At 48.0% G+C, this 9,643-nt stretch carries 10 protein-coding genes; 6 read left to right on the top strand and 4 right to left on the bottom strand.

Going from position 1 to position 9,643, the window contains the following annotated elements:
* Together PHU49_10495 and PHU49_10490 are read right to left on the bottom strand one after the other, a co-directional pair.
* Positions 1 to 626: thiamine pyrophosphate-binding protein (locus tag PHU49_10495; protein ID MDD5244435.1), on the bottom strand; the 626-nt coding region annotated here is incomplete at its 3' end.
* Positions 627 to 649: 23 nt separating this feature from the next.
* Complete coding sequence (locus PHU49_10490) at positions 650 to 832, bottom strand: DUF465 domain-containing protein (protein MDD5244434.1); 183 nt, start codon at positions 830 to 832, stop codon at positions 650 to 652.
* 213 nt (positions 833 to 1,045) lie between these two features.
* On the opposite strand from PHU49_10490, the gene PHU49_10485 reads away from it, so the two are divergent.
* Genes PHU49_10485 through PHU49_10470 form a run of 4 tightly spaced genes read left to right on the top strand, consistent with a single transcriptional unit; the run spans position 1,046 to position 5,466 of the window.
* Positions 1,046 to 2,599 carry a glycosyltransferase family 39 protein gene (locus PHU49_10485; GenBank protein MDD5244433.1) on the top strand — a complete coding sequence of 518 codons (1,554 nt, stop codon included), beginning with the start codon at positions 1,046 to 1,048 and terminating at the stop codon, positions 2,597 to 2,599.
* On the top strand, positions 2,592 to 3,521 hold the full coding sequence (locus PHU49_10480) for a glycosyltransferase (GenBank protein MDD5244432.1): 930 nt from the start codon (positions 2,592 to 2,594) through the stop codon (positions 3,519 to 3,521). Before PHU49_10485 ends, PHU49_10480 begins: the two co-directional genes overlap by 8 nt.
* Positions 3,518 to 4,438 (top strand): formyltransferase, encoded by a 921-nt coding sequence (locus tag PHU49_10475; protein MDD5244431.1) that lies wholly within the window; start codon positions 3,518 to 3,520, stop codon positions 4,436 to 4,438. Before PHU49_10480 ends, PHU49_10475 begins: the two co-directional genes overlap by 4 nt.
* A complete protein-coding gene (locus PHU49_10470) occupies positions 4,435 to 5,466 on the top strand; it encodes a bifunctional UDP-4-keto-pentose/UDP-xylose synthase (protein MDD5244430.1) in 1,032 nt (343 codons plus the stop codon). Before PHU49_10475 ends, PHU49_10470 begins: the two co-directional genes overlap by 4 nt.
* 444 nt (positions 5,467 to 5,910) lie before the next feature.
* On the opposite strand, the gene PHU49_10465 is transcribed toward PHU49_10470, so the two are convergent.
* Entirely contained in the window at positions 5,911 to 6,339 is a 429-nt protein-coding gene (locus tag PHU49_10465; protein ID MDD5244429.1) for a pentapeptide repeat-containing protein, read from the bottom strand.
* A 423-nt stretch (positions 6,340 to 6,762) separates the two neighbouring features.
* Between PHU49_10465 and PHU49_10460 the strand changes: the two genes are divergently transcribed.
* A complete protein-coding gene (locus tag PHU49_10460; GenBank protein ID MDD5244428.1) occupies positions 6,763 to 7,677 on the top strand; it encodes a polysaccharide deacetylase family protein in 915 nt (304 codons plus the stop codon).
* Positions 7,678 to 7,926: 249 nt separating this feature from the next.
* A complete protein-coding gene (locus PHU49_10455) occupies positions 7,927 to 8,136 on the top strand; it encodes a dodecin family protein (GenBank protein MDD5244427.1) in 210 nt (69 codons plus the stop codon).
* A gap of 60 nt (positions 8,137 to 8,196) precedes the next feature.
* Here the strand turns inward: PHU49_10455 and groL are convergent.
* Positions 8,197 to 9,643 (bottom strand): chaperonin GroEL (groL, locus tag PHU49_10450; protein ID MDD5244426.1); only part of this gene is annotated, 1,447 nt, incomplete at its 5' end.

Raw genomic sequence — 9,643 nt, 5'->3', positions numbered from 1 at the left:
GTGAAGAGCACCGGTCTTTTTGCGGAAGCGATCTCTTTCATTGCCCGTTGTATCTGCCCTGTATGCCCGAAATAAGTCGGCTGGTAGCTTCTGATATTTACCTTATCAGGATATTTAAAGTCTCCCAGGCTCGCAGATACATCTTTCGGTATATCGACGAGGACAGGCCCCGGTCTCCCCGACCGCGCGATATGAAAGGCCTCCTTGATGATCCGCGTAAGGTCTTTTACGTCTTTTACGAGGTAATTATGTTTCGTACAGGGCCTTGTAATACCGACGATGTCCGCCTCCTGGAATGCGTCGTTCCCGATGAGCGCTGTATTGACCTGGCAGGAGAATATGACAAGAGGGATGGAATCCATGTATGCGGTTGCGATCCCCGTAACGGTGTTCGTTGCACCCGGTCCTGATGTAACGAGTGAAACACCTACCTTCCCCGATGCCCTTGCGTATCCATCTGATGCGTGCACCGCACCCTGTTCATGACGCACGATGATCTGCCGGATGTCACAACCGCCGAGCGCATCGGTTATGTACAGGGTGGCGCCTCCGGGATAGCAGAAGATCGTATCAATCCCTTCCGCTATCAACGATTCAACGAATATCTGTGCCCCTGTCTTTTTCAACCCTTCTCCTTCATTCCCGGTTTTTACTGGTTTTTTTCCATAATGTCCTTGTAATAAAGTTTTTTCTTTTTTAATTCCCGGATCTCGAGTTCTTCTGCCGCCGTAAGAAAGGGCTTCTTAAGGAGCATTTGCAACCTCCGGTCGAGTGTTGCGTGCTGACTCTTTGCCCTGTTGAAGATTTCTTCTTTACTTTCAGTAGTATCCATTTGACAATTGAAGGATATGGTATAAAAAATATTGCAAAATGTCAAATATTAGCATATAAATTCAAACTATTAAGTATTCAGCAGCCAGCCGTCAGCTTTCAGCAGATTGTTGTCGGCTTTTTGTTAATAGTATATTTCTTAGGATTTTTTCTTTTTTTTAAAAGCTGATCGCTGATCGCTGAAAAGCTGTAGGCTGATCGTAGAAAACCTACTATGCTCAAAAAGATACTTGCCATCCTTGCATTATGTTATATCTTGTTCTTCCTGAATCTCGGCGCAACATCGCTGTGGGATCCCGATGAACCGCGACAGGCTATCATGGCACGGGAGATGATGGAGAGGAATGACTTCGTACACCCTTACTTAAACGGCAGGGAGTACCTTGAGAAGCCTCCGCTCTATCCCTGGATGATCATCGCTGCTTCAAAGATCGCCGGTAAACTTGATGAGTTCACGTCAAGGGTGCCGGCGGCAATATCGGCAACGCTCCTGCTGATTATTACGTTCCTCCTCGGAAGGAGATTTGGAGACGAAGAGAGCGGACTGCTGTCCGCCATTGTCCTTGCTACCAACTACCAGTTTCTCTCAAACGCCCGCGAATCGATCATGGATATGACCTTCGCGTTTTTTATCGGCCTTACGATCTTTTTCAGTTATCTTTCCCTCGCAAAAGGAAGGAAATGGCTTTTCGCGCTGTCATTTCTCCCGGCGGCACTCGCCATACTTACGAAGGGCCCTGCCGGTCTGGTCATACCTGCAGGTGTCATGTTTATATGCCTTATAATACGGAAGGAGATGAAAGGATATATCCTCCCCTTGATCCTGGGGTGTTTTTTGTCCCTGGGTCTTGCCTCGATCTGGTTTTTTATGGCCGGCGAGGCATATATCAGGGAGTTTATTCTAAGGCAGAATATCACAAGGTACACAAACGCCTTTGATCACATGGAATCGCTCTTCTATTACCTGCATAAGATATTTTTTAATTTTCTTCCCTGGAGCATACTGCTTCCGTTTGCCCTGTACCACGCGTACAGGAAAAAGCTCTGGCTGCCGCTTGTCTGGTTTATCTTTACCTTTCTGTTCTTTGAGTTTTCCACAAGCAAAAGGGCCATATATCTCCTTTCCTGTTATCCTGCCTGCGCCTTGTTGTGCGGTGTATACATAAGAGACAAATGGCCGCTACTTGTAGAGCGGGTAGGAACGAATATTCTGCTCAGGGTGTTTTCGATCGCCCTTATACTGATACCCGTTGCGGCCGTTGCAGCGCTTTACATTATGCCCTATAAGGATGTGCAGGCATTCAGAGAAGGACCGTCGTCCCTGTATGTCTATATGGCCATACTGTTCCTGCTGGGGGTTGCTTTACTGATAAGCCTTTTCAGGAAAACGGCGAAACAGACCCTGGTCCTTTTGCTGACATATCTCATTTTTATTGGAGTTTTTTATAATATGTACTATATGCCCGTGACAGACAGGACATCGAAATCATTGCGCCTGATAACCGATCCGATCGGAGACCATAAAAAGTATAAAGAGATCTACACCTATGGTTTCAACTCTGCCGGCCTCATATTCTATCTCGGCAGACCTATCAAGTCCTTCGCGGACATTAAGGAGATAAAAGACATCAAACATGATATACTCCTTATTGTTGAAGAAAGGCTGGGGGTCAATATCAAAAACGAACTGGAGAAGTTGTTTTTACCTGTGAAACAGATAAAATATGAGAAGGATTACTACACGATATATGTGAGGAGAAATGACTGAAAAACCCTACGTATCGGTATTGGTGCCGGTCCTGAACGAAGAAGAATCGCTTCCTGAGCTCCAGAAGAGGCTTTACGACACCCTCGAGACAATAAAAAGACCCTACGAGATCATCTATATCAACGATGGAAGCACAGACAGGACCCAGGAGATACTTGAAGATTTTCATGGCCGTGATGGTTCGGTCAGGGTCATAGAGTTTAACAGGAACTACGGGCAGCACATGGCGCTTTTTGCAGGCTTTGAATATGCGAAAGGCGATATGGTGATCACGATCGATGCGGACCTGCAGAACCCGCCGGAAGAGATACCGAAGCTTGTTCAGAAGATCGGGGAAGGGTATGAGGTGGTGGGTACGTATCGAAAACAGCGGAAAGATTCTGTCTTCAGGAGACTCCCTTCATTTATCGTGAACAAGATCACCTCAAAGCTTGTCGGCGTGAAACTGAGGGACTACGGGTGCATGCTGAGGGCATACAGCAGGAACATCGTGGATTATATGAACATGTGTCCGGAGTCTTCGAGCTTTATCCCTGCGCTTGCGAATACCTTTGCCAAGAAGATCGTTGAGATCGAGGTTGCGCACGACGAGAGAAGGAGGGGGATATCGAAATACAGTCCCTTCAGGCTCCTGAGGCTGAACTTTGACCTTATGACAAACTTTTCGCTGCTCCCGATACAGTTCATCGGTGTTCTCGGGGTTGTCATAGCGGTGCTGGGTTTTCTCTTTGCCCTCTTTCTTTTTGTCAGAAGGCTTATTATCGGTCCCGAGGTGGAGGGGACATTCACGCTCTTTGCCATACTCTTCTTTTTCATCGGTATCCAGATATTCGCGCTGGGCATCATTGGCGAGTACATAGGGAGGATATACCAGGAGGTACGGAGAAGACCAAGGTTTATCGTCAAAAAGGAACTGATGTGAGGGCAGTAGTATTCGCTTACCAGGAGATAGGGTACGTTTGCCTCGAAGAACTCATCGATTTCGGCGCCGATGTTGCCTGTCTTTTTACCCATAGCGACGATCCCGGTGAAGAGATATGGTACAGAAGACCGGTCACTGTGGCCGAGAAACACAATATACCCGTCCACACGCCTGAAAGCCTGAAGGACCCGCGATGGGCCGCATTGATCGCCGATGCGAAGCCCGATATCATCTTTTCATTCTACTACAGGAAGATGATCCCCGGGGAGATCCTCGATATCCCGAAGGTCGGCGCCTTCAATCTCCATGGTTCACTTCTTCCGAAGTTCAGGGGAAGATGTCCTGTCAACTGGGTCCTTATAGCCGGAGAAAGAGAGACCGGCCTCACCCTCCATTATATGCTTGAGAAACCAGACGCAGGAGATATAGTAGCCCAGAAAAAGGTTGACATCGATTTTGAGGATAATGTATACACGGTCTACATGAAGATGGCTGAAGCGGCACGGGAACTGATGAAGGGGATACTCCCGCAGTTGAACGAAGGGACCTTTACGAGAAAACCCCAGATGGGTGCCTCCTCGTATTTTGGGGGAAGAAAGCCGGAAGATGGTATAGTGATGTGGGAGAAAGACGCGCTGTCGATATATAACCTGACAAGGGCAATTACCCATCCTTATCCCGGTGCGTTTACATACCTTGATGGAAAGAAGTTCTATATCTGGAGGGCATTTCCGGAGGATTTATCCCGCAATGAATTGCCGGGAAGGGTGGTCTCTCTTGAGCCCTTCACGGTGAGTACCGGCAAAGGCGGGCTACGATTGCTTTCAGTGCAACTGGAGGGAGAGGAAGAGATGGACGGGGGGACATTCACCCGTCTTCATAATGTAGAAGGTAAAATATTCGGAGGTACTGCGTGAAGATATTAATACTCGGTGTAAACGGATTTATCGGGAACAGTTTTGCCGCAAGGGCGCTTAACGAGACAGACTGGGAGATTTACGGCATGGATATCAGGGACGACAAGCTGGATGCCTGTCATGGACACGACCGCTTCCATTTTGTGGAAGGCGATATTGCGATCAACAGGGAATGGATAGAATACCACGTGAAAAAGTGTGATGTTGTCATGCCCCTCGTTGCCATAGCCACACCCGCAACCTATGTCCGGGAGCCGCTCAGGGTATTTGAGCTTGATTTTGAGGAAAACCTGCGTATTGCCCGCCTCTGCGTAAAGTATGGAAAGCGTCTTGTCTTTCCCTCAACATCAGAGGTCTACGGGATGTGTCCTGATGAGGCATTCAATGAGGACGAGAGTCCCCTGGTGCTCGGACCCATTTGTAAACAGAGATGGATATACAGCGCATCCAAACAGCTCCTCGACAGGGTGATCTGGGGATACGGTTTTCAGCAGGGTCTGAAATTCACCCTCTTCCGCCCCTTTAACTGGATAGGGCCAAAACTGGACGAATTGACCGCGGACCCTGAAAAAGAGGGCAGCTCAAGGGTAGTGACGCAGTTTATCAGCAGTCTCCTGCTGGCCGAGCCTATACGCCTTGTTGATGGCGGTATGCAGCGGCGCTGCTTCACCTATATCGATGACGGGATATCGTGCCTCATGAAGATCATCGAGAACAGGGAAGGCACACTGAACGGCGAGATCTTCAATATAGGCAATCCGGACAACGAGGCAACGATAAAGGACCTTGCCGTTACACTGAAGGAGATGTTTGTCGGCCACCCTTCGACAAAACACTACAAAAAACATTCAGAGATCATAGAGGTATTCTCAAAGGACTTCTATGGTGAGGGGTATCAGGACATCGACAGGAGGGTCCCCTCCATCGAGAAGGCGAAGAGGCTTATCGGGTGGGAGCCGAAGGTCGATCTTGATACGGCGCTGCGAAAAACGCTTGAATATTATCTTCAGTCAAACCTGAAGACATAAAGAAGACCGTATATCGTATTTCGTATATCGTATATCGAAAAATCCGTAAGGCGTTCGGCGAGAACAACCGTAATTCGTAATTCGTGATACGTAAGTGGAAAAGTACAAGGTGCGAGGAGTGAAGCGACGTAGCGACCTATAGGGTATAATCTGTTGAACGAGATTGCCACGCTTCGCTCGCAATGACACATTCACCTTTCATTGGGTTCGTCCAATTACGAATTACGATTCACGAATTACGGGTTTTCCCACCTTTCACGGGGTTCATCCAATTACGAATTACGATTCACGAATTACGAGGACCTTTCACTTTTCACCTTCCACTATCGACTAAACGACCAAATAGACTAAATAGACCAGACAGACCATATTTATTGCTGATGGCTGTATGCTGACTGCTGATGGCTATTCACTATCCACTATCGACTATTCACTGCCCTTATTTTACTTCTTGCAGCTCCCGATAGAGCCTTCTTTGCAGATTGTGCCGTCAGTCCAGACCGCAAGAGACAGATCTGCCCCTGAAAGGTTTGCCCCGGACAGGTTCGCGCCCGTAAGATTGGCGCTCTTCAGGTTTGCGTTGACGAGACTTGCGCCCGGAAGGCTCGCATTCATGCAATTCGCACCCGCCAGATTTGTCCCGGACATGTTTGCCCTTGACAGGTTCGCGCTAAAAAGGTTGGCACGTTCAAGATTCGCCTGCGTCAGGTTTGTATTGGCGAGAGGCGCGTTCGACAGGTCGCAGGCTGAACATTGTTTCGTTCTTTTCAGCTGGTCGAGGTCCTGCTGGCTGTATCCATAGGTAACCGGCACGGCATGGAACAGCACAATGAACGATAGCAGGACAAGCATAAGAAGTAATTTTTTATTCATGGCCACCTCCCGAAATACATTATATCACCTTGCATAATATCCTTCAAGCGTGAACCAGCAGAGAGCAGAGAGCAGAGAGAACCTCTTTGTGTCATCGCGAGGAGCGAAGCGACGTGGCGATCTACGGGGTATAGCCAATTGGATGAGATTGCCACGCTCCGCTCGCAATGACGAAACGCCTTGCCCTGCGGGCTCGCAATGACACTACGCCGCGCTCCGCTGCAATGACCTATCACCCGATACCTATCACCTGTTACCTTTCACTGGTTCCCCCCTTACTACGGGTTACAACGCTATGAACGCAACAAACTCAACAAACGCTATAAACCAGATTTGTTGCTGGTAGCTGTTCGCTATAGAATTCAGTTTGCAGCTTGTTGCCTGAAATGGTATTATCGTACAATTCAAAAAGGGAAAAAAGTCATGAAGAAAACGATCGGTCTAAAGGTTGATGTAGATACCTATGCAGGAATGAAAAAGGGAGTTCCTGCTCTGCTAGCCATTTTCCGGAAATATAGTGTCAGCGCAAGTTTTTTTGTTCCCATGGGGAAGGATCACACAGGCAGGACCGTTAAAAGGGTATTTACGAGAAAAGGGTTTCTCAAAAAGGCCGGCAGGGTGGGGGTAATCAGCACCTACGGCATAAAGACCCTCATGTACGGCCTCGTCCTCCCGGGACCGGAGATCGCGAAAGGGAACCGTCACCTGCTCCGTCAGATAACAGAGGAAGGACATGAACTCGGTATCCATGGCCACGACCATGTGCGATGGCATGATTCCATTAAGTATTTCGATAAAGAGAAGACAGGGGAAGAGATAAACAGGTTATTGCGGGTTTATGAAGAGGTTGTTGGTAAAAAGGCCAGTTCCTTTGCTGCACCGGGCTGGATGATAAACCCCCATGCGTTAAAATATTTCAGAGAGAACGGCCTTGTCTATTCGAGTGATACACGGGGATTGTCGCCATTTTTCCCGGTAATGGGTAGTGAAGAGATAAGGATACTCCAGATCCCTACAACGCTCCCGACGCTCGACGAGGTCATCGGTGTGGCAGGCACGGACGTGACCTCGCTGAATGATTATTATATGCATTGTCTGACCGGTGGTCTCAATATCCTCACGGTACACACCGAACTGGAAGGAAGGAAATGGAGTCCTTTTCTGGAGGCCTTTATTCAAAATGCCATCCAATCAGGGTATACGTTCCGGAGGCTCATCGACATTGCCCGGGAATATATCATTTCCCCGAATACCCCTGTCTGCAGGATTGAATACGGTACTATTGCCGGCAGGGCAGGGGAGGTCTGCTGCCAGGTAATTGAAAAAGCAAGCTCATAGCTGAGAGAATAACCAAACACCAATAACCAAGCTCCAATTAATCACCAATACCCAATATCCAATCACCAAACAAAAACTTACCGGTATTTTTTCCGTTTGGGTATTCGGTTATTGGTTATTGGATATTATCTGGTTATTGGAATTTGGTTATTGGTTATTATGTTTATATCGGTTCGTTTGTTTCTTGACAGATTTTTATTGTGTGCTATAAGAGCATATATGTTCAAAAAACCATAAAAGGAGGGTTTTATGTCGGTGTACAAGATCATTGAGATTGTCGGCACAAGTCCAAAATCATGGGAAGAAGCTGCGAAAACTGCGGTGGAAACAGCGGCAAAAACGCTTGAAGACTTACGTGTTGCCGAAGTGGTGAAGCAGGACGTTGTGGTGGAGAAGAACAAAGTCACAGCGTACAGGGTAAGGTTGAATATATCATTCAAATATCACACAGAAAAATAATACAAACAGAAATTAACGGGAGAAGGAAAAAAGAGGGGACTTAAGGTCCCCTCGATCTTTTTAATACATGTCACCCATTCCGCCCATTCCGCCTGGCGGCATCATAGGCATTTGTCCCTTTTCTTTTGGTTTTTCGGCGATCATGCAGTTAGTTGTGAGCAGGAGAGATGCTACTGACGCTGCATTCTGAAGTGCCGTCCTTGCGACCTTTGTCGGGTCCATGATACCTGCTTCCATCAGGTCTTTCACGTAGACCTCCTTGGCAGCATCGAAACCGAAGGCGCCTTTTTCATTCTTTACCTTTTCAATAACGATGGAACCATCATGGCCGGCATTCATTGCTATCCACCTGAGCGGTTCCTCGATGGCCTTCTTGACGATATTGACGCCAAACTGCTTTTCGCCTTCGAGCTTTATTGCATCAAGGTTCGGCAGGCATCTGATGAATGCTACGCCGCCACCGGGGATAATCCCTTCTTCAACGGCAGCCTTTGTCGCATTCAACGCGTCTTCAACGCGGGCCTTCTTTTCTTTCATCTCTGTTTCCGTTGCTGCGCCGACATTGATGACGGCTACGCCGCCGACGAGTTTTGCGAGTCTTTCCTGGAGTTTTTCCCTGTCATAATCTGATGTTGTTTCGTCGATCTGCGCCCTGATCTGTTTCACCCTTGCCTCGATCTCTTTCTTGTCGCCGGCGCCATCCACAAGTGTAGTGTTATCCTTGTCAATGACCACCCTTTTTGCTGATCCGAGGTCTTTCAGGGAGATGGTTTCAAGCTTAATGCCGAGCTCTTCCGATATCAACTGGCCACCGGTCAGGATTGCGATATCTTCAAGCATTGCCTTTCTTCTGTCACCGAAACCGGGTGCTTTCACTGCGGCAACCTTCAATGTACCTCTCAATTTGTTTACCACCAATGTTGCAAGGGCTTCACCTTCGATGTCCTCCGATATGATGAGGAGGGTTTTTCCCATCTTCGCGACCTGCTCGAGTATGGGCAGAAGCTCTTTCATGTTGCTTATCTTTTTCTCGTTGATGAGAATGAGGGGCTCGTCGAGGTTAGCCTCCATCTTTTCCGGGTTTGTCACGAAGTATGGTGAGATGTAGCCTTTGTCAAACTGCATGCCCTCAACGATTTCGAGGGTTGTTTCCATGCTCTTTGCCTCTTCAACGGTTATGACACCTTCTTTGCCGACCTTGCTCATGGCCTCGGCGATGATATTGCCTATCGTGTCGTCGTTATTGGCAGAGATCGTTCCAACCTGGGCTATCTCTTTCTGGTCTTTCGTCGGTTTTGAAAGTTTCTTCAGTTGTTCCACTATGGTTTCTACGGCCTTATCAATACCCCTTTTGAGCTCCATAGGGTTATGGCCGGCGGCAACGAGTTTTGCGCCTTCTCTGTAGATGGCCTGCGCAAGGACAGTTGCCGTGGTTGTTCCGTCACCGGCGACATCGCTTGTCTTGCTTGCCACTTCTTTTACCATCTGGGCTCCCATATTCTCGAAC

This window comes from Syntrophorhabdaceae bacterium, from assembly GCA_028713955.1.
GTDB lineage: Bacteria > Desulfobacterota > Syntrophorhabdia > Syntrophorhabdales > Syntrophorhabdaceae > UBA5609.
Note: the sequence above shows the minus strand (reverse complement) of the source record. Positions and strands in the feature narration are given on the sequence as shown.